This is a genomic window from Proteus sp. fly-1013, from assembly GCF_040140245.1.
Taxonomy (GTDB): Bacteria; Pseudomonadota; Gammaproteobacteria; order Enterobacterales; family Enterobacteriaceae; genus Proteus; species Proteus mirabilis_B.
Map to the genome: position 1 here is coordinate 41790 of NZ_JBEEWD010000006.1, position 19064 is coordinate 60853.

At 39.4% G+C, this 19064-nt stretch carries 15 protein-coding genes; 10 read left to right on the forward strand and 5 right to left on the reverse strand.

What is annotated here, in order from left to right; all coding sequences use genetic code 11:
• Nucleotides 1-109: 109 nt before the first annotated feature.
• The gene (locus tag ABN236_RS12435; RefSeq protein ID WP_088495370.1) at nucleotides 110-754 is read left to right on the forward strand and encodes a YchE family NAAT transporter; all 645 of its coding nucleotides are present in this window, start codon (nucleotides 110-112) and stop codon (nucleotides 752-754) included.
• A 111-nt stretch (nucleotides 755-865) separates the two neighbouring features.
• On the opposite strand, the gene ABN236_RS12440 is transcribed toward ABN236_RS12435, so the two are convergent.
• The 5 genes from ABN236_RS12440 to ABN236_RS12460 all read right to left on the reverse strand — a co-directional run bounded on the left by ABN236_RS12440 (nucleotide 866) and on the right by ABN236_RS12460 (nucleotide 5954).
• The gene (locus ABN236_RS12440) at nucleotides 866-1582 is read right to left on the reverse strand and encodes an ABC transporter ATP-binding protein (RefSeq protein WP_349474238.1); all 717 of its coding nucleotides are present in this window, start codon (nucleotides 1580-1582) and stop codon (nucleotides 866-868) included.
• Entirely contained in the window at nucleotides 1569-2405 is an 837-nt protein-coding gene (locus ABN236_RS12445) for an ABC transporter ATP-binding protein (RefSeq protein ID WP_349474113.1), read from the reverse strand. Before ABN236_RS12445 ends, ABN236_RS12440 begins: the two co-directional genes overlap by 14 nt.
• A complete protein-coding gene (locus ABN236_RS12450; RefSeq protein WP_349474114.1) occupies nucleotides 2398-3228 on the reverse strand; it encodes an ABC transporter permease in 831 nt (276 codons plus the stop codon). Before ABN236_RS12450 ends, ABN236_RS12445 begins: the two co-directional genes overlap by 8 nt.
• A complete protein-coding gene (locus tag ABN236_RS12455) occupies nucleotides 3228-4271 on the reverse strand; it encodes an ABC transporter permease (protein WP_088495374.1) in 1044 nt (347 codons plus the stop codon). The genes ABN236_RS12450 and ABN236_RS12455 overlap by 1 nt, the downstream gene beginning before the upstream one ends.
• A gap of 117 nt (nucleotides 4272-4388) precedes the next feature.
• Complete coding sequence (locus ABN236_RS12460; protein WP_088495375.1) at nucleotides 4389-5954, reverse strand: ABC transporter substrate-binding protein; 1566 nt, start codon at nucleotides 5952-5954, stop codon at nucleotides 4389-4391.
• Between the two features lie 608 nt (nucleotides 5955-6562).
• Here ABN236_RS12460 and nirB point away from each other — a divergent pair.
• The 9 genes from nirB (at nucleotide 6563) to oppF (ending at nucleotide 18972) form a co-directional block, all read left to right on the forward strand.
• The gene (gene nirB, locus ABN236_RS12465; protein WP_349474115.1) at nucleotides 6563-9109 is read left to right on the forward strand and encodes a nitrite reductase large subunit NirB; all 2547 of its coding nucleotides are present in this window, start codon (nucleotides 6563-6565) and stop codon (nucleotides 9107-9109) included.
• Complete coding sequence (gene nirD, locus ABN236_RS12470; protein ID WP_088495377.1) at nucleotides 9106-9450, forward strand: nitrite reductase small subunit NirD; 345 nt, start codon at nucleotides 9106-9108, stop codon at nucleotides 9448-9450. The genes nirB and nirD overlap by 4 nt, the downstream gene beginning before the upstream one ends.
• Nucleotides 9451-9464: 14 nt before the next feature.
• Nucleotides 9465-10847, forward strand: a complete 1383-nt coding sequence (gene cysG / locus ABN236_RS12475) for a siroheme synthase CysG (RefSeq protein ID WP_349474116.1) — start codon at nucleotides 9465-9467, stop codon at nucleotides 10845-10847.
• A 651-nt stretch (nucleotides 10848-11498) separates the two neighbouring features.
• Nucleotides 11499-13136 carry an ABC transporter substrate-binding protein gene (locus ABN236_RS12480; protein WP_349474117.1) on the forward strand — a complete coding sequence of 546 codons (1638 nt, stop codon included), beginning with the start codon at nucleotides 11499-11501 and terminating at the stop codon, nucleotides 13134-13136.
• 270 nt (nucleotides 13137-13406) lie between these two features.
• A complete protein-coding gene (oppA, locus tag ABN236_RS12485) occupies nucleotides 13407-15044 on the forward strand; it encodes an oligopeptide ABC transporter substrate-binding protein OppA (RefSeq protein ID WP_099075552.1) in 1638 nt (545 codons plus the stop codon).
• A 79-nt stretch (nucleotides 15045-15123) separates the two neighbouring features.
• Nucleotides 15124-16044 carry an oligopeptide ABC transporter permease OppB gene (gene oppB / locus ABN236_RS12490; protein WP_069368989.1) on the forward strand — a complete coding sequence of 307 codons (921 nt, stop codon included), beginning with the start codon at nucleotides 15124-15126 and terminating at the stop codon, nucleotides 16042-16044.
• 18 nt (nucleotides 16045-16062) lie between these two features.
• Nucleotides 16063-16971: an oligopeptide ABC transporter permease OppC gene (gene oppC, locus ABN236_RS12495; protein WP_023581989.1), complete on the forward strand. Its 909-nt coding sequence runs from the start codon at nucleotides 16063-16065 to the stop codon at nucleotides 16969-16971.
• A 10-nt stretch (nucleotides 16972-16981) separates the two neighbouring features.
• Nucleotides 16982-17968: an ABC transporter ATP-binding protein gene (locus tag ABN236_RS12500; RefSeq protein WP_088495381.1), complete on the forward strand. Its 987-nt coding sequence runs from the start codon at nucleotides 16982-16984 to the stop codon at nucleotides 17966-17968.
• A complete protein-coding gene (gene oppF, locus ABN236_RS12505) occupies nucleotides 17965-18972 on the forward strand; it encodes a murein tripeptide/oligopeptide ABC transporter ATP binding protein OppF (RefSeq protein ID WP_036936438.1) in 1008 nt (335 codons plus the stop codon). Before ABN236_RS12500 ends, oppF begins: the two co-directional genes overlap by 4 nt.
• The last annotated feature ends 92 nt before the right edge of the window (nucleotides 18973-19064 follow it).

Here is a 19064-nt window from a genome sequence, read left to right on the forward strand (position 1 = left end):
AACTAATAGAATTAACTGGTTTATTGATTTAAAGTAACGCGCATTTTTTGGAGTTACTCTATCTTTTATAGAATAATTCGCATGTTTATTAGCCAAGAAGGGGCTTTTCATGGGGTCACTGCTGGATTTATCCGGTTATATTAAATTTTTTGTCGGTCTTTTTGCGATTGTAAACCCAATTGGTATTTTGCCTGTTTTTATCAGTATGACGAGTTATCAAACTGATGCAGGGCGTAACAAAACAAACTTAATTGCGAATGGCTCCGTTGCAATTATTTTAGTTTCTTCTCTGTTAATCGGTGATTCTATACTGAGTATTTTCGGTATTTCTATCGACTCGTTTCGTATAGCAGGGGGAATGCTGATTGTTACTATTGCAATGACCATGATAAATGGGCGTTTAGGAGAAGATAAACAAAACAATCAAGAACGAAACGAATCCGCAGTACGTAATAGTGTTGCTGTTGTGCCTTTAGCATTACCATTAATGGCAGGACCCGGAGCAATCAGTTCTTGTATTGTGTGGAGTTCTCGTTGGGAAGGTTTTACTAACTTCTTAGGATTAGCTGCAACCAGTATCTTTTTTGCATTTTGTTGTTGGTTGCTGTTTCGCAGCGCAACACTATTAGTGAAATATTTAGGGCAAACCGGCATTAACGTGGTTACGCGTATAATGGGCTTATTATTAATGTCGTTAGGTATTGAATTTATTGTGACCGGATTACGTTCTATTTTCCCGGGCTTATTAGTTTAAACACAGCGCAGAACACTTAAAAAACGGTACGACTAAATAGTACTATTAAAAAGAGCAGTATTAATAACGTAATACTGCTCGGTTCCTTTCTTTTATTTATTCTCTTTTATCTCAATCGAGACGATGTATTCCTTTTGATAACGCATCTCGATCATAATGTTGTGTCAATTCACCATTTTCCATTAATGCCGCTCTATCCGACATATGTGCGATAACATCAGCATCATGGCTGACAAGTAAATAAGTCATATTATGTTGTTTTTTCAGCGTGTTAAGCAGGTTTAAGATCTCGGCTTGCACCGACATATCTAGCGCTGAAGTTGGTTCATCTAACAGTAATAGTTGAGGTTGCAATAAAAGGGCTCTTGCAATGGCGACGCGTTGACGTTGTCCACCCGAAAGTTGATGAGGATAACGACTCGTCACATCGGCAGGCAAACCAACTTGGGCTAATGCTTGCTCAATTGTCTCTTTATCAAAAGGAATTTGGTGAATTTTTAAAGGTTCAGAAAACGCACGTTCAATACGGTGTTGAGGGTGTAAAGAGGCGTAGGGATCTTGAAATACCATTTGTATATTACGGCGTAATGTTCCTTGAAAACGTTGTTGAGGTTTAATTGTTTGCCCTAGAAGCGATATATCACCTTGCCAATTTGGCAATAATCCTGCTATCACGCGCAAAACAGTCGATTTTCCACAACCAGAACGACCAATTAAGCTAAAGGTTTCGCCTTGTTGAACATGTAGATTGATCCCTTTTACAACGTGCTTTGCTTGTTTACCTTGTTCGAATTGAACATGTAAATCATGAATATCAATTAGCATGATGTAGCCCCTTAAAATTAAGCGTTCTATCTAATACGGGCAATTGAGTGCCATAAGTGCTTGCATTAGGTCTACATGTCCAAAGGGTACGAGTATAAGGATGTGTGGCAGTCGGTAACGCTTTAGCATCGAGTTCATCAACTTGCTCGCCTTGATACATCACCATTACGCGCTCGCAATACTCAGCAACAAGGGGTAAGTCATGGCTAATCAGTAATAAGCCCATGTTACGTTGTTCACACTGAGTGGTGATCAGTTCAAGAATTTGATGGCGAAGCTGAGCATCAAGTGCAGATGTCGGTTCATCAGCAATTAAAATAGTAGGGTTATTAATTAGCGCAATAGCTATCATCGCTCGTTGCCCCATACCACCTGATAATTCACCGGGATAACGATAAATATTTTGTTCAGGTAATCCGACAGACAGCAGAGTATCGATGATAAGTTGACGCCTGTCTTGGCGTGAAAGCTTTTGATGTTGTTTTACGATCTCTTCTACTTGCTGATAAATAGTTTTTACAGGATTTAATGCATAGCGAGGATCTTGTAATACCATTGAAATCGTATTACCACGAATGTTATTCCATTGGCGAGACGAAAAATCTAATAGATTATTTCCCTGTAAATTGAGTATCTCTGCACTGACTTTTCCCGGTTGACGAACAAGCCCCATTAATGCACGAGCGGTCATTGATTTGCCAGAGCCAGATTCACCAACAACCGCCAAACGTTCTTGCCTCAAAGTAAAAGAGACATTATTGACAACTCTCGCCTTTGGAAAGTCGATACAGAGGTTGTTTACCTCAATTAATGGTGTTTTATTCATGGGTATCTCCCAATACATCACGTAATCCATCACCCAATAAATTAAATGCCAGACTGCTGATTAAAATTGCCGTACCCGGAATAGCCGCAACCCACCATTGATCAAAAATAACGGGCATACCTTCTGCGATCATCGCTCCCCATTCCGCCATCGGTGGGCGAGCACCTAATCCAAGGAAGCCTAATCCAGCTGCAGCGAGAATAATCACGGCTAAGTTCAGCGCTAAACGTACAATGGCTGACGGTAAACATAGTGGTAAGATATGTCCCCATAACAGTCGAATACCTTTAATTCCCATCATTTCGGCAGCAGCAAGATAATCACTATTGCGTAAATGCTGAATTTCACTACGAGATTGTCGTGCATAAGCCGGCCATGCCGTTAAAGCCAGTGCTAATGCACCATTTAGCAGACCAGGCCCCAACATTGCGACAAAGGCGAAGGCGAGAATAAGAGAAGGCATCGACATCACAATATCAGTGAATCGCATTAAAATACGTTCAGTCCAACCACCGTAATACCCAGATAAAATCCCAATTAATAATCCTAAAGGTAGCGTAATAAGCGCCACCAGCCCCACTAAACCCAGCATTGGGCGAGTACCATAAATAAGACGAGAAAGAATATCGCGTCCGTAATTATCTGTGCCTAACCAATGTTCAGCATTGGGTGCTAATAAACGTTGGGCAGCATGTTGCCAATTCGGATCGTAAGGAGCTAACCAAGGTGCAAAAATAGCAATAATTAACAGGACAATAAGCAACGATAAACCGATAAATGCGGAAGGCGAACGCGCTATTTTTCTTAAAAATGGAAATGACATTAGCGGAGCCTCGGATCAGTCAAACGAATAACAATATCGGTCATATTATTAATAAAGACAAAGCATAAACCGATAATTAAAGTACCGCCCATAATGGCTGTGGTATCACCCGCAAAAAGCGCGGTTGTGAGATATCGACCAATTCCCGGCCAAGAAAAGACCGTTTCTGTTAATACGGCACCTTCTAACATGCCAGTGTAAGACAAGGCGATAATGGTCATTAAGACACCACGAATATTAGGCAGTACGTGATAAAAAAGAATACGCAACTCACCAATACCTTTTGCTCTTGCTAACGTGACATACTCTTTATTCATTTCGTTTAAACAGGCTGAACGAGTTAAGCGAGTAATAGAAGCAAGGGCAAAATATGCTAATAAAGAAACGGGTAAAATAAGGTGTGATAACGCATTAAAAAAAGCATCTTTATCGCCAGCTAATAATGTATCAATGAGTGCAAAACCCGTTACGGGTTCAATAGTGAATTGATAGATATCGTCTAATCGCCCAGGACCTGCTGTCCATTGTAATGTGGCATAGAAGATCAATAGCAAAATCAAACCTAGCCAGAAAATAGGGACTGAGCTACCTAATAACGTCAGAATTCGCAAAATAAAATCGAGCGGTGTTCCCACAAAACGCGCACACAAAACGCCGAATAAAATACCCAGACTGGCACCAATCAATAATGCAACAGTTGCTAATTCTAATGTGGCGGGAAAAGTCGCTAACAAATCATCAAGAACGGGTTGACCTGTAGATGTTGCTGTACCTAAATGCCCTTGCAACAGCGCTTCTACATAATGAAAAAACTGCATGTAGATAGGTAAATCCAGCCCTAACTCATGTTTTACTTGGTTATAGGTTTCGAGGCTTGCGTGATCACCAACAATTTGTAAGACAGGATCGACCGGTGAAAGAGCAGAAAGCGTAAAAGTGATGACAAGAAGCCCTAAAAGAGTCAGCACCAGAGTCAATATTCCTTGAGCAAAGGTAATTAACTGACCTTTTAGACGAATAGGTAACGTCATAGCAGTATTCATACAGCAATAGCCTAGTGAAATGACAAAAAATAGACCATCCACAGTAACATGACTGTGGATGGTTTCAGGAAAAAATATTACTTAGTTACTTAGTTACTTAGTTACTTAGTTACTTAGTTACTTAGTTACTTTGTCATAATAGACCATATCTGCATTTAGACCTTGCGCATAACCGTTGACGTTATCGCGCATGACTATCTGATTTTTACCTTGGTCAATAAACACATAAGGTGAACTACGTTGTAACTCTTTTTGCATTTCAGTATAGAGCGATTGACGTTTTGTTTTGTCCGCTTCATTAAGTGCAGACAATGTTTGCTGGCTTAATTCCGGAATTTTCCAGCCATTTAACCAAGCCACAGTATTGGATTGCCCATCGTTATAAGCAAAGGCACTGGCATTTGAGTGCGCATCAAAATAATCAGGGATCCAAAAACGAATGGCTGCTTGATGTTGTTTAGCGCGTACACGGCTATACACTTGGCTACCTGCTGCGGGTAATAAATCGACCTGTACACCTGCTTGAGCAAAGCTTGCTTGAATAGATTGCGCCACAGTGATGTAAGGAACTTTATTCTCAACATCTAACGTAAAGCGTGCATTGGTAATACCCGCTTTAGCTAAAATTGCTTTGGCTTTTTCGGGATCAAAAGTGAATGGGTTATCTTTTAGTGCACCCGGCAAACCCACAGGTAAAAAGCTTTGGTGAATAAAATACTGACCACGCATTAAATCTTCAGTAATGCCTTTGTAGTCAATTAAATAACGAGAGGCTTCCCAAAATGCGGGGTTACTCAGCGCAGGGTTTCCGCTGGCGGTATTAAAAGCCATATAAACTTGTTCAGCAGAAGGAATATCTAAAATTTTGATACCCGCTTTACCCGCTAGAGCCGCCGTTTGGTCTGTACCTAAGTCACGTGCAATATCCGCATCACCTTTTTCAATTAATAAACGTCGTGATGCCGGATCAGGCACGTTTTTAATAATAATATTTGCGATTTTAGGTGCGCCAGTTGGCGAAAGTGGATTAGCTTCTAACACAATAGCTTGACGTGGTTGATAAGCACGCATTTTATATGCGCCACTTCCTGCTGAATTCATCTTCAGCCAGCTATTCCCAAAGTCATTATTTTTAATATGAGCGGAAACCAGTTTTTCATCAACAATAGAAGCAATTGGCGTTGAAAGGATATTTAGCACAACATCAGGGCTGACATCAGCAGTCCAACGTACTTCTAATTCATTATCACTGACTTTTTTCAGCAGTGAATGAATGTTATCAGTTTTCCAACCCAACACATTTAGAATAAAAGCAGGTGATTTGTTCATGGTGATCGCACGCTGATAAGAGAAGATAATATCTTCAGGACGTACAGCGTTACCTGATGCAAATTTTGCATCTGGCTTAATTTTAAATACGATTGTTTTTTGTTCAGGGTTCGCTTGCCAGCTTTCAACTAAAATCGGTTCATTAATTTCTGGATTATCACGATTAGGTTGAACAATGCGTTGATATAAACTAGGTACAGTTTGAATACTGGATAGTTCATTACTTTCAGCAGGATCAAGGCTGACAATATCATCAAGCCCTTGTACCACAATTAATGTATTAGCAGGTGTTGCTGCAAATGCCGGTACGGAAAGGGCACCCACAACGAATAATGATAATAATTTTGCTTTCATGAGACGCTCCCTGAAACGGTGTAGCTAAAATCGTTATGTCAATAACTTATTAGAGCGTGTTAGCCTTTTATGGTCAATTTTTATTCGAATTAAAAGCATTTTAGGCAAGGCGATAAACACTAGTCTAGTGAACTAAGCTAGTGTTTATCAACGCAGAATAAAATGAGTAAAACGTCTTTTAATCGAACCTGTAAGGCAGCTTTCAACCAACACTTGTTTTTATCTTAAGTGGACATTGTTAATGGCAATCAATGTCCATACTCGTTGAGTCGTTTGCTTTACACGGTTTTCTTGCTGTAAAAATAAGCAAAAAAGGTTAACACGCTCTAATTATTATTACTTTGTGAAATTAACTTAGGCAAAACGTGACCAATGCGCAAAGTTTTAATTACGCTTACATATAACTCTTCGTTATAAGTAGCTAAAATTAATTATGGTAGAAGAATAATTAACCGCAAGAATATGATGATGAAATACTCCTTTAGTAGTAACTCATTGACTATTAAGTTGTAGTAGCTGAATTGATTAAGCTGTATTTGATATCCATCAATATCTCTTATGAGTAGTTTCGTATTTTAGCCTTAGAAATCTTTAAATCTGAGGCAAAAATGAGCAAGAAAACACTCGCAATCATCGGTAACGGTATGGTGGGACACCGTTATATCGAAGAGTTGATTGATAAAGGTGGCAATGAAGAATTTAATATTGTCGTCTTTTGTGAAGAACCTCGCGTTGCATATGATAGAGTCCATCTCTCTTCTTATTTCTCACATCACACCGCAGAAGAACTCTCCTTAGTTAAACAAGGTTATTACGAAAAACACCAAATAGACGTATTAATTGGTGAGCGCGTGATAACCATTAATCGTGACGAAAAAGTGGTACACACTAATACAGGGCGTTGTGTCAGTTACGATAAATTAGTGATGGCAACAGGCTCTTATCCGTGGGTTCCTCCAATTAAGGGAAATAACTCACCGGATTGTTTTGTCTATCGGACCATTGAAGATTTAAACGCTATCGAATCCTGCGCACGTATTAGTCGTAAAGGGGCAGTGATTGGTGGTGGATTGTTAGGTTTAGAAGCCGCCGGTGCGCTAAAAAGCTTAGGTATTGAAACTCACGTTATCGAGTTTGCGCCAACCTTAATGGCAGAGCAGTTGGATACATTAGGTGGTGAGCAACTTAAGCGAAAAATAGAGCGTATGGGTGTAAAAGTGCATACCTCCAAAAATACCCAAGAAATATTATCAACTGGAGAAAATGCACGTAAAACACTGCAATTTGCAGATGGTACATCTCTAGAAGTTGATTTTATTGTGTTTTCCACAGGTATTCGCCCGAAAGATAAGTTAGCTCGTCAATGTGATTTAGATATTGCCCCACGAGGCGGTATTGTTATTAATGATTATTGCCAAACAACAGATCCTGATATTTATGCCATTGGTGAATGTGCATCTTGGCAAAATAAAACCTTCGGTTTAGTAGCGCCTGGCTACAAAATGGCACAAGTTGCCGTTGATAATTTATTAGGACATCACTCTGTCTTTCAGGGTGCCGATTTAAGTGCAAAATTAAAACTTCTTGGTGTCGATGTGGGCGGTATCGGTGATGCTCATGGAAATCAAGCAGGATGTCGTAGCTATATCTATCTGGATGAAGGCAAAGAAATTTATAAACGCCTGATCGTTAGCGAAGATAATAAATACCTATTAGGTGTTGTCTTAGTGGGTGATACCGAAGATTACGGCAATCTCTTACAACTATCACTTAATACCATTGAGTTACCAGAGCACCCAGACTCTTTGATTTTACCGGCACATGCTGGAAGTAAGCCGGCAATCGGTGTTGATTCACTACCTGAAACGGCACAAATCTGCTCATGTTTTGATGTTACAAAAGGCGACATTATTCAAGCAATTGAACGAGGGTGTCATACAGTTGCTGCCATTAAAGCGGAAACTAAAGCAGGTACAGGCTGTGGTGGTTGTATTCCTCTGGTGACTCAAGTCTTAAATGCAGAATTAGCCAAACAAGGTATTGAAGTTAATCACCATCTTTGTGAGCATTTCCACTATTCTCGCCAAGAGCTTTATCATCTTATTCGTGTAGAAGGACTGAAAAGCTTTGATGAGCTGCTGAAAAAACACGGTCAAGGCTATGGTTGTGAAGTGTGTAAACCAACAGTCGGCTCATTGCTTGCCTCATGTTGGAATGAGTATATCTTGCGTGATGATTTAGTTTCTTTGCAAGATACTAACGATAACTTTCTCGCGAATATGCAAAAAGATGGGACTTATTCCATTATTCCTCGCTCTCCTGGTGGTGAAATTACCCCAGCAGGTATTATCGCTATTGGGCAAATCGCTCAAGAATACAATTTGTATACCAAAATTACGGGTTCGCAAAGAATGGCGATGTTCGGTGCGCACAAACAGGATTTGCCCGCTATTTGGGAAAAACTGATTGCCGCAGGTTTTGAAACAGGTCATGCCTATGCGAAAGCACTGCGTATGGTAAAAACATGTGTAGGCAGCAGTTGGTGCCGTTTCGGTGTTGGTGACAGTGTAGGTTTGGGCGTTGCATTAGAACATCGCTATAAAGGTATTAGAACACCTCATAAGATGAAATTTGGCGTATCAGGCTGTACTCGTGAATGTTCTGAAGCACAAGGCAAAGATGTTGGTATTATCGCCACAGATAAAGGCTGGAACCTCTATTTCGGTGGAAATGGTGGTATGAAACCACGCCACGGAGATCTCTTTGCTTCTGATCTCGATGAGGAAACGTTAGTGCATTATATCGACCGCTTTATGATGTTTTATATTCGCACCGCCGATAAACTGCAACGCACTTCAGTGTGGTTAGATAATTTAGAAGGTGGCATTGAATATTTACGTGATGTCATTATTAACGACAAATTAGGCTTAAATGCACAACTGGAAAAAGAACTTAAAACTTTACAAGAACGCGTTGCTTGTGAATGGAAAGAAACAGTTGATTCTCCAAAAGCATTAAAACGTTTTGCCCACTTTATTAATAATCCAATGCCTGATCCGACAGTGCAAACGGTAAAAGAACGATTTCAACATCGTCCCGCACGTTTACATGAACGTATTGATATCAAATTGGTCACTGAGGAGGCGCAATCATGAGTCAATGGATAGCGGTTTGCCAACTAGATGATATTACTCCGGGAACAGGTGTTTGTGCGCTGGTGGAACAAGATCACGTTGCCATATTTCGCCCTTATTCTGATGCGCGTTTATATGCGTTAAGCAATATCGATCCCTTTGCACATTCTAGTGTTTTATCACGAGGATTAATTGCTGAACATGAAAATGAGCTGTATATCGTCAGTCCGCTAAAAAAACAGCATTTTCGTTTAACGGATGGTTTCTGCCTTGAAGATGAGAATTTCTCGATCATGCATTTTGATGTCAAGGTTGAAGGTAACACGGTTAGCGTGCGTAGCCGTAATGCGTCATCACAATAAATAGGGGAACGAATATGGATTACTTTCCAATATTCTGTCAGCTTAAAGATAAACCTTGTTTATTAGTGGGAGGCGGTGAGATTGCTGAACGTAAAGCGAGATTGCTTATGGAAGCGGGAGCTATTATTTCTGTTATCGCGCCTTCGTTTACAGGGCAGTTTATGCAATGGCACACTGAGCAAAAATTAAACTGTATCACAGGAATATTTAATGAGGTTCATTTATCTGGGAAATGGCTTGTTATTGCTGCAACAGATAGCGAACAAGTGAATCAACAGGTTTTTCAATCGGCAACAGAGAAACAGATATTTTGTAATGTGGTGGATTCACCAGAGCAAGCCAGTTTTATTATGCCTTCTGTTATCGATCGCTCTCCTATTGTGGTGGCGATTTCATCGGGCGGAAAAGCACCTGTACTCGCTCGTATTTTGCGAGAAAAAATTGAGCAGTTACTCCCTAATTATCTAGGTGCGTTAGCACAACTTGCTGGAAAGTTACGTGAGCAAATAAAACAACGTTTTTCATCGATGAGTGCCAGACGTTATTTTTGGGAGCAATTTTTTGCAGATAAAACATTACAAGCCGAAATAGAAGCGCAAAGAGACGACGGTATTGAGCGACGTATTAGCGCACTGTTATCTGAAAATCAGCAACCTCAAGGCAGTGTTGTTTTAGTTGGCGCAGGGCCGGGTGATGCAGGGTTAATGACCATTAAAGGTTTACAGCAGTGCCAGCAAGCTGATGTAGTGGTTTACGATAGATTAGTGTCCGATGATGTTATGGCATTAGTTCGTAGAGATGCACAACGTATTTATGTTGGTAAGCAAGCTGGTTTTCACTGTGTTCCTCAAGATGAGATTAACCAAATTTTAATCAAAGAAGCTACCGCAGGAAAACGAGTAGTGAGATTAAAAGGGGGCGATCCCTTTATTTTTGGTCGAGGTAGTGAAGAGCTAGAAGCCTTGATTGAACATCATATTCCATTTTCTGTGATCCCCGGTATTACGGCGGCATCAGGTTGTACGACTTATGCGGGTATTCCTTTAACACATCGAGATTATGCGCAAAGTGTTCGCTTTATTACGGGGCATGGCAAAGGGTTAAATGAAGCGCAGTGGCAATGTATTGCACAAAAAAATCAAACTTTGGTGTTTTATATGGGATTAAGCAAAGCCCTTTATATTCAGCAAATGCTCCTTAGCCAAAACATGTGTGCGACGATGCCTGTCGCTATTATCGAAAAAGGGACGTTAACAACACAAAAAGTGATTGTTGGCCAATTGCGTCAATTGGCAGAGATGGCAGAAACAATGGAAAGCCCTGCACTGATTATAGTGGGAGAGGTCGTCTCATTGAATGAGAAGCTACAATGGTTTCAATCAAAATCGGCTCAATAGCTGAAAAAAATTGAAGTTATTATTTAAAAATTAAAAACCTCTTTAATATTCGAGATGTATATTAAAGAGGTTTTTTATCTAACTCATAGAAATATAAATGAAAAATTTTTTATTTTTATTTCAATTAAACATCTAGATTAAATTTTAAAAATAAACAATAAAAGTGAATATTTAATAATCTATAAATATTTTTAAATTGGAATTATTATTCAGTCTAAAGATGAATTTATTGTTATTTATAATTAATTTCAAAGAGAAACTCTTTACAAACGAAGCATCATAAAGTTCTGCAAGTCGGTTAAAACCCATCCTAATTATATTAATTTTGTGAGCTAAGTAGGTTTTCTATCTATAAAACTTGCATGATGTTAATTTAATGTTTATTTGTTGTTTTGCCTTTCTCGATATGTATTTTTTATTTTCTCAAGATAGAACGCTAGAGGGCTCAATAAAGTTAAGTGATAAGAATACCGCATTAATTGACAAAATTTACGATAAGTGTAAAAAAGAAAGGTGTTGTTATCATTTTTTATCTCGTTAATATCAGCAAATATCTAAGAGCCACAAATATTACAATCAAAATTTAACAACGATACCTAACGTTAATTGAGCGACCCCGCTATAAATTATTGTTTATTAGGAGAGGTACCCATGAAAAATAAAGTTACGTTAAAAACAGTGTTTCCACTCAGTATTATGTCACTTGTCTTAACCTCCTTTTTTTCTCATGCCGTCACTCTTCCTGAAGGTACTATTCTGGCAAAACAACAGAATATTGTAATTAATAACGGAACTGAGGTTTCATCTCTTGATCCGCATAAAGTAGAAGGCGCACCAGAAACTAATATTATTTTAAATTTATTAGAAGGGCTGACTTATGTTGGGCCGAATGGTGAAAGTATGCCGGGCGTTGCACAACGCTGGGAAACAGATGATAACAAGGTGTGGACATTCTATTTGCGAGAAGATGCAAAATGGAGTGATGGCTCTCCAGTTACTGCTGAAGATTTTGTTTATAGCTGGCGTCGAGTAGTAGATCCTAAAACGGGTTCACCTTATGCCAGTTATCTCGAATATGCTTATGTTGAAAATATTGCAGATATTCTTAGTGGTAAAAAATCCCCTGAAACATTAGGTGTGAAAGCAATAGATCCTCACACTTTGCAAGTCAATTTAACCAAACCAATTCCTTATTTAATTGATATGGTCAGTCACACACCGTTGAAGCCCGTTAAAAAAGAGATTGTTGAAAAATATGGTGTGAATTGGACTCGTCCTGAAAACTTTGTTGGCAATGGGGCTTATGTTATTGAAAATTGGGTTGTGAATGAAAAAGTGACTTTAAAGCGTAATCCACTTTATTGGGATAATAAAAATACCATTATTGAACAAGCCATATTTTTACCAATAAGCTCTGAAACCAGTGATGTTAATCGCTATCGCAGTGGTGAAATCGATATCACTAATAGCGCAATTCCTTCTGCTCTTTATAAAAAAATGAAGCAGGAACAACCAAAGAATTTACATGTCACACCGTATTTATGTACTTTCTATTATGAATTAAATAATAAAAAAGCCCCTTTTGATGATCCACGAGTTCGAGAAGCAGTAAAACTGACTCTTGATAGAGAAGTCATTGCTGAAAAAATAATGGGGCAAGGGCAAATACCTGCTTATTCTTTTACACCTTCCTTTATTGGCAACGGTAATTTTAAAGCCCCTAAATGGGCTTATTGGACACAACAACAACGTAATGAAAGGGCGCGTGAATTATTAAAAGAAGCAGGATTTGATGGGCAAAATCCTCTGACTTTTACTTTGCTCTACAATACTTCAGAACAAAATAAACAGCAGGCAATTGCGGCAGCGTCAATGTGGAAAAAAAGTATTGGTGCAAATGTGACTTTGCAAAACCAAGAATGGAAAACTGCATTAGAAAATCGTAATCAAGGTAATTACCAAGTTGCAAGAGCAACGTGGTGCGCAGATTACAATGAACCTACCTCATTTTTAAATTCATTTCTTTCCACTAGCAGTCTAAATACCGTCTTTTATCAAAATAATGATTACGATGATGCATTAAATAATGCCTTAATCGCAGTAGATAAAGGGGCTCGTCATCAACTCTATCAACGCGCTGAAGCCTTGCTAGACAAGGACTCGGCGATAGTGCCTGTCTATTATCGTGTCAGTGTTAGATTAGTTAGTCCAAAAGTGGGCGGATTTACAGGTAAAGACCCCTTTGATTATACGGACTTAAAGCGCTATTTTATAAAGGCAGATAACTAAAACTGGTAAATTATCGAAATTCTATAGTTATGTGCGATTTGAACCATTAAAAGTAACTTAAAAAGTAGTAAAACAATAAAGAGCTACACAAAAAAGATAGCGGCATAAAAAATTATAATGCTATCAGGCAATTAAGCACTGATAGCAAATAAGCAAGATTGATTTATTTTTTGTAAAAACAATAAGTTGTGTAAACCGTTCTAAAACACAACTGAACATCACAGAATGGTTGTCTAACAACCAACTCACTAACTGGGAGTATTTTATAAGATGAGTAATTTAACTAAAAAGAGTGCGTTGGCGATTGCAATAAGCGCAATCTTTGGATTATCAGCATTAACGGCTAATGCTGCCGTTGTTCCAGACGGGGTGAAATTAGCTGAAAAACAAGTGCTTGTACGTAATAACGGCTCTGAGCCACAATCGCTTGATCCTCATAAAATCGAAGGTGTTCCTGAATCTGCATTGGCACGTGATCTTTTTGAAGGCGTGACTATTGTTGGTCCAGATGGTGAAATTTTACCGGGCTCTGCAACTAGTTGGGAAAATAAAGACTTCACCGTTTGGACATTTAAAATTCGTGAAGGCGCTAAATGGTCAAATGGTGAGCCTGTCACAGCACAAGATTTCGTTTATAGCTGGCAACGTTTAGCTGATCCTAATACTGCATCTCCTTATGAAAGCTATCTGCAATATGCGCATATCGTAAATATCGACGATATTATTGCGGGTAAGAAAAAAGCCACAGAATTAGGTGTTAAGGCATTAGATAACAACACATTAGAAATCACTTTATCTGAAGCAGTGCCTTATTTACCAAAATTATTAGCTCACTCCTCCATGTCGCCAGTTAACCAAAAAGTCATTGAAAAATTTGGCGAAAAATGGACACAACCAGCTAACTTCGTCGGCAACGGCGCTTATAATTTAAAAGACTGGACAGTCAACGAACGTATTGTTTTAGAGCGTAGCCCAACTTATTGGGATAACAAAAGTACCGTTATTGATAAAGTCACGTTCCTACCTATCTCATCAGAAGTTACCGACGTAAACCGCTATCGTGCGGGTGAAATCGACATGACATATAGCAATTTACCGATCGAACTTTTCCAAAAACTGAAAAAAGAGATCCCAGATGAATTGCGCATAAGCCCATATTTATGTACTTATTATTATGAAATTAATAATGAGAAAGCACCGTTTAATGATCCGCGTGTTCGTGAAGCACTTAAGCTGTCAATGGATAGAGATATCATCACTTATAAAGTGAAAAACCAAGGTGATATTCCGGCTTACGGCTTTACCCCTCCATTTACTGACGGCATTAAAGAGAGTAAACCAGAGTGGTTTGCGACTTGGACTCAAGAACAACGTAATGAAAAAGCACGCCAATTGTTAGAAGAGGCGGGCTATAACAAAGCCAACCCACTGAAATTTAAACTGCTGTACAACACTTCTGATCTTCACAAAAAAGTGGCAATTGCTGCCTCTTCAATTTGGAAGAAAAACTTAGGTGCAGATGTATCTCTTGAAAACCAAGAGTGGAAAACTTTCTTAGATACACGTCATCAAGGAACTTATGATGTTGCACGTGCGGGCTGGTGTGCAGATTATAACGAACCTTCTTCATTCCTAAACATGATGTTGTCTTACAGCAGTAACAACACCGTTCACTATAAAAACACAGAATTTGACGCATTGATCAAAGAGTCTTTACGTGTGAAATCTGATGACGAACGTGCCGCTATTTATCAAAAAGCTGAAGGCGTATTAGATAAAGATTCGGCAATAGTTCCACTTTACTACTATGTAAACACCCGTTTAGTTAAACCTTATGTGGGTGGTTATTCAGGTAAAGATCCATTAGATAATTTACATACTAAAGACTTGTACATTATTGCTAAGTAATCGGGCGAGACCTTGTCTTTTTTAAGGCAAGGTCTTTTTATCGTCACGCCTGAATAGGTTTGTGTTATAGGAACGGGCAATGCTCAAATTTATTTTTCGTCGCTTTTTAGAAGCGATACCGACTCTATTTATTCTAATAACGATTTCGTTTTTTATGATGCGCTTAGCACCCGGTAGCCCTTTTACAGGGGAAAGGAAACTTCCACCGGAGGTTATGGCAAATATTGAAGCGAAATATCACTTAAACGATCCCATTTATAAGCAATACTTCGATTATTTAATTCAATTGTCGAAAGGGGATTTAGGGCCTTCTTTTAAATATAAAGACTACAGTGTAAACACCTTAGTCGGTAAAGCATTCCCTGTTTCAGCTAAATTAGGGCTGTCGGCATTTATTTTTGCTGTCATTTTAGGTGTGGGGGCAGGCGTGATAGCCGCACTGAATCAAAACACCAAATGGGATTATACCGTCATGACTTTTGCCATGACGGGGGTTGTAATACCGAGTTTCGTTGTCGCACCACTGCTGGTTCTTATTTTCGCTATCTCGCTAAGGTGGCTACCGGCTGGTGGTTGGAACGGCGGTGCTGTGCAATATATGTTGCTACCTATGATTGCGCTGTCGCTTTCTTATATCGCCAGTATCTCGCGTATTACCCGTAGTTCAATGATTGAAGTTTTACACTCAAACTTTATTAGAACGGCAAAAGCGAAAGGCTTGCCGATGAAAAGAATTGTACTGCGTCATGCTTTAAAACCTGCGTTGCTACCTGTTATCTCTTATATGGGACCTGCATTCGTCGGTATTATTACGGGCTCAATGGTTATTGAAACCATCTTTGGATTGCCGGGTATCGGACAATTATTCGTTAATGGTGCTTTAAACCGTGATTACTCATTGGTATTAAGCTTAACCATTATCGTAGGTGCATTAACGATTTTCTTTAATGCGATTGTCGATATTTTATATGCTGTTATTGATCCGAAAATTCGTTATTAATAGACACTGGAGCGCGTTATGTTATCACTGAAGGAAAACAGCGAAGCTCTGGGGAATTTCTCGGAGCAGCTAGATATTGAAGGCCGTAGTTTATGGCAAGACGCTCGTCGTCGTTTTATGCACAATAAAGCGGCTATCACGAGCCTAGTATTACTTTTCTTTATTTTATTATTTGTTATTTTTGCCCCAATGTTATCGCCTTTTGTTTATGACGATACAGATTGGGAAATGATGTCAATGGCACCTGATTTTGCCTCTTCTCACTATTTTGGTACAGACTCATCTGGGCGCGATTTACTCGTCCGTGTTGCGATTGGTGGGCGTATTTCATTAATGGTCGGTATCGCTGCTGCCTTTGTTGCTGTTATTGTGGGTACGCTGTATGGCGCAATGGCAGGTTATATTGGTGGACGTGTTGACTCTGTGATGATGCGTTTGCTGGAAATCTTAAACTCATTCCCATTTATGTTCTTTGTTATCTTATTGGTGACATTTTTTGGTCAAAATATCTTACTGATTTTCGTTGCGATCGGAATGGTATCTTGGCTCGATATGGCGCGTATTGTAAGAGGACAAACCTTAAGTCTAAAACGTAAAGAGTTTATTGAAGCTGCATTAGTCTGTGGTGTGTCATCACGTAATATCGTACTAAGACATATCGTACCTAACGTATTAGGTGTGGTGGTGGTTTATGCCTCTTTACTAGTGCCTAGCATGATTTTATTTGAATCCTTCTTAAGCTTCTTAGGTTTAGGAACACAAGAGCCATTAAGTAGTTGGGGAGCACTATTAAGTGATGGTGCAAACTCAATGGAAGTTTCTCCTTGGTTATTACTTTTCCCGGCTTCGTTCTTAGTTGTCACACTGTTTTGCTTTAACTTTATCGGTGATGGCTTACGTGACGCATTAGACCCGAAAGATCGTTAAGGAGAACAAAATGACAAATTCAACAAGCAAGTCGTTATTAAGTGTTAAAGATCTCAGCGTGACTTTCGGTACCGCAGATGGTGATGTTACTGCCGTTAATAAACTCAACTTTGAATTATCAGCAGGTGAAACCTTAGGGATTGTTGGTGAATCGGGTTCAGGTAAATCACAAACCGCATTCGCGTTAATGGGATTATTGGCTAAAAATGGTCGTACAGCGGGTAGTGCCAATTTTAATGGTCGTGAGATCTTAAATCTTCGCCAAAGTGAATTTAATAAAATGCGCGCTGAAGAAATATCCATGATATTTCAAGATCCAATGACCTCATTAAACCCTTATATGAAAGTGGGTGCGCAGCTTATTGAAGTATTAATGCTTCATAAAGGCATGAGCAAAAATGATGCTTATGCGGAATCAGTGCGTATGTTAGATGCCGTAAAAATGCCTGAAGCCCATAAACGTATGAGCATGTATCCTCATGAGTTTTCAGGTGGTATGCGCCAACGTGTTATGATTGCTATGGCATTGCTTTGTAAACCAAAACTTTTAATTGCAGATGAACCAACAACAGCACTTGATGTGACGGTTCAAGCACAAATCATGACCTTACTCAATGAGCTTAAGAATGATTTAAATACCGCGATTATTATGATCACCCATGACTTGGGGGTGGTTGCGGGTATTTGCGATAAAGTATTGGTAATGTATGCAGGGCGTACTATGGAGTACGGTAAAGCGCGTGATATCTTCTATCAACCCTCACATCCATACTCTATCGGCTTGTTACAAGCTGTTCCGCGTTTAGACGGCGAAGATGAGCGGCTCGCTACCATTCCGGGTAACCCGCCTAATTTATTACGTTTGCCAAAAGGCTGCCCATTCCAACCTCGTTGCCAATATGCAACAGAGCAATGCTTAACGAGTGAACCTCAATTAGAGCAATTTGCACAAGGGCGATTACGTGCCTGTTTTAAAGCGGTGGAGGAATTGGTATGACGCAAGCCACATTACAAGATAGAAAAGTTATTCTTGAAGTGAATGACTTAAAGGTTTATTTCGATGTTCAAGATAATAAACAGTGGTTTTGGAAAGCGAAAAAAAGCCTAAAAGCTGTCGATGGTGTCACTCTGCGCCTATATGAAGGTGAAACACTCGGTGTTGTTGGTGAATCTGGTTGTGGTAAATCAACGTTTGCGCGTGCCATTATTGGTTTAGTCAAAGCCTCTGGTGGAACTGTCTCATGGTTAGGTAATGATTTACTGGGAATGGGGAATAAGCAATGGCGAGATATTCGCCAAGATATCCAGATGATATTCCAAGATCCGCTGGCTTCCTTAAACCCAAGAATGACGATTGGCGATATTATTGCCGAACCGCTTAAAACTTATCATCCTAAAATGAAACAGGCGCAAGTGGTTGAAAAAGTCAAAGCAATGATGATGCGAGTCGGATTATTGCCAAACTTAATCAACCGCTACCCACACGAATTCTCTGGTGGACAATGCCAACGTATCGGTATTGCTCGCGCGTTAATTCTAGAGCCTAAATTAGTGATTTGTGATGAACCCGTTTCAGCATTAGACGTATCAATTCAGGCTCAAGTGGTGAACTTGCTGAAAGATATTCAAAAAGAGATGGGATTATCTTTGATCTTTATTGCGCATGATCTGGCAGTGGTAAAACATATTTCAGATCGTGTATTGGTGATGTATTTAGGACACGCGGTGGAATTAGGGACTTATGATGAAGTTTATCATCATCCATTACACCCTTATACCAAAGCGCTAATGTCAGCAGTGCCTATTCCTGATCCCGATAAAGAGCGTAACAAGCATATTGATTTATTAGAGGGAGAATTACCTTCTCCGATTAATCCACCATCAGGCTGTATATTCCGTACACGTTGTCCGATGGCTGATGAAGAATGTGCGAAAACACGTCCTTTATTAGAAGGAAGCTTCCGCCACGCAGTCTCTTGCTTAAAAGTAGATCCGCTTTAATGTAATCAATAAGTATTGATAAGAGAAGAAGTCCGTTTGAATAAATTCACGCGGGCTTCTTATTTTTAAGATTTATAATGTTGGGCATTTAT

Bases quoted from the DNA above. Each gene is read 5' to 3' on its own strand.
- cysG (WP_349474116.1), top strand. From the start codon at position 9,465: ATGGATTACTTTCCAATATTCTGTCAGCTTAAAGATAAACCTTGTTTA.
- ABN236_RS12500 (WP_088495381.1), top strand. From the start codon at position 16,982: ATGACAAATTCAACAAGCAAGTCGTTATTAAGTGTTAAAGATCTCAGC.
- oppB (WP_069368989.1), top strand. From the start codon at position 15,124: ATGCTCAAATTTATTTTTCGTCGCTTTTTAGAAGCGATACCGACTCTA.
- ABN236_RS12450 (WP_349474114.1), bottom strand. From the start codon at position 3,228: ATGTCATTTCCATTTTTAAGAAAAATAGCGCGTTCGCCTTCCGCATTT.
- ABN236_RS12460 (WP_088495375.1), bottom strand. From the start codon at position 5,954: ATGAAAGCAAAATTATTATCATTATTCGTTGTGGGTGCCCTTTCCGTA.
- oppA (WP_099075552.1), top strand. From the start codon at position 13,407: ATGAGTAATTTAACTAAAAAGAGTGCGTTGGCGATTGCAATAAGCGCA.
- nirD (WP_088495377.1), top strand. From the start codon at position 9,106: ATGAGTCAATGGATAGCGGTTTGCCAACTAGATGATATTACTCCGGGA.
- ABN236_RS12480 (WP_349474117.1), top strand. From the start codon at position 11,499: ATGAAAAATAAAGTTACGTTAAAAACAGTGTTTCCACTCAGTATTATG.
- oppC (WP_023581989.1), top strand. From the start codon at position 16,063: ATGTTATCACTGAAGGAAAACAGCGAAGCTCTGGGGAATTTCTCGGAG.
- ABN236_RS12455 (WP_088495374.1), bottom strand. From the start codon at position 4,271: ATGAATACTGCTATGACGTTACCTATTCGTCTAAAAGGTCAGTTAATT.
- ABN236_RS12445 (WP_349474113.1), bottom strand. From the start codon at position 2,405: ATGAATAAAACACCATTAATTGAGGTAAACAACCTCTGTATCGACTTT.
- ABN236_RS12435 (WP_088495370.1), top strand. From the start codon at position 110: ATGGGGTCACTGCTGGATTTATCCGGTTATATTAAATTTTTTGTCGGT.
- nirB (WP_349474115.1), top strand. From the start codon at position 6,563: ATGAGCAAGAAAACACTCGCAATCATCGGTAACGGTATGGTGGGACAC.
- oppF (WP_036936438.1), top strand. From the start codon at position 17,965: ATGACGCAAGCCACATTACAAGATAGAAAAGTTATTCTTGAAGTGAAT.